The organism is Psychrobacter sp. AOP7-B1-24 (assembly GCF_052376215.1).
Classification (GTDB): Bacteria; Pseudomonadota; Gammaproteobacteria; order Pseudomonadales; family Moraxellaceae; genus Psychrobacter.
This window is the reverse complement of sequence record NZ_JBQSVL010000167.1, coordinates 1-1,453: the sequence shown is the minus strand read 5'-3', so window position 1 is coordinate 1,453 and position 1,453 is coordinate 1. Positions and strand designations below refer to the sequence as shown.

Here is a 1,453-nt window from a genome sequence, read left to right as displayed (position 1 = left end):
CTCAGACCTCTAACGAAGAAACTATTCCAGCTATGTATAACTGCTCACAACCCTCTATCCATAAAAAAGCCACCTTGAAAAATGCTAAGGTGGCTTATTTTTTACTAAAACTATCACTCATCTACCATTTATCAACTACAGTTGTTTATATACTGTGCTTCTGTGAAATCAGGGTTACGACAGTCAGCTAACGGATTATATCCGTCATCATAACCTGAACGTTCGATAATGAACTGACGTAAATCAGCGTCTGTACTTCCAGCAAATGTAAAGTCATTTAATAAATCTATCATGTCTTGTGATACTTCAATATCATTGTCAACGAGATAGTCAATATATGCCGCTTGTGATGGTGTTAATGGCTCGGTGCTTTCTACAGCGTAGGCATCTATATAGTCCTCATCATCAAAAGTATCAGTGTTGTAGAAGCCTTCATCAACAGTATCAGACACTTCCTCACTATCCGCTATACCATGAAAGACATCTTCAAACTCATCGTTTTCAGCTTCATCTACTATATAGCTTTCATCAGCAGTGACTAAATTAGACACCATCGCTTCTTCAAGGCTGACATCAGGTTCATCTCCAAAGTCTAGCGAAAAAGCAATTCTTGTGACTTTCCAGCTAAGGCCGTCTCTATGCATGATCACATCTAATGACTTATCCGCATCATCAGGATCAATGATTTGAACTTTGAATCGATCAAATGATAAGTAACCTGCTTGATAATCAATATCCGTATCTCTGATTTTAGGTTCATCTTTCGTTTTCTTTTTATCTAAGTCAAAATCTAACTCTTGCCCTTGAAGCATTAATGCAACCCCATCAGGTGTGACCACACCATCGACAATTGGGTCTATCATTGCAGCGGCCAACATAGTTCCTAAAGCCTCAAACCCATCCTGCTCGTCACTTGCAGCAATATCTTCAACCATAGCGGCTTTGACTTGATTTTTTATGCTCTGCTTGACGCTAGGGAAGTCAATATACCCTGACAGCTTATCTGCGTCTTTCTGTTCAGCCGCGTTTTTGATGTTATACAAAGCTATATATGGTGAAGCGTAGAGATAAATCGCAAATATAACCAACAAGCCAGCCAACCAAGGTAAAAGCTTTTTCAAAAAATCTCTCCTGAATTTCTAATATTAAAAGATGACGAAGTAATACGGATAATTAACGCTTAGTCTGAAATGATTCGCCGCCATGTTTACAAAGTATGGTTTTCACCAGTTGCATAAATTTATGCATGTTTACATAGTAGTAACATTTAGGAATTAATGCTAACATTAGTTTACTTGCAAAACAATTTAATAAACCTCTATTTATCAAAAAAACCTTTCAGTATTCGACATGAAGAGTTAGTGAGTAAGTTTTCAGAGATTGTACTTGATTGGAAAATGAGAGGGTCAGAAAACATTAGACAAGGTGCTATTCTTGCCAAACTCCGGCGAAA

At 37.6% G+C, this 1,453-nt stretch carries 1 protein-coding gene; it reads right to left on the bottom strand.

Annotation, left to right across the window (positions count from 1 at the left end):
* Nucleotides 1-131: 131 nt before the first annotated feature.
* Nucleotides 132-1,121 carry a DUF2939 domain-containing protein gene (locus tag ACT3QP_RS14760; RefSeq protein WP_444526023.1) on the bottom strand — a complete coding sequence of 330 codons (990 nt, stop codon included), beginning with the start codon at nucleotides 1,119-1,121 and terminating at the stop codon, nucleotides 132-134.
* Between the last annotated feature and the right edge of the window lie 332 nt (nucleotides 1,122-1,453).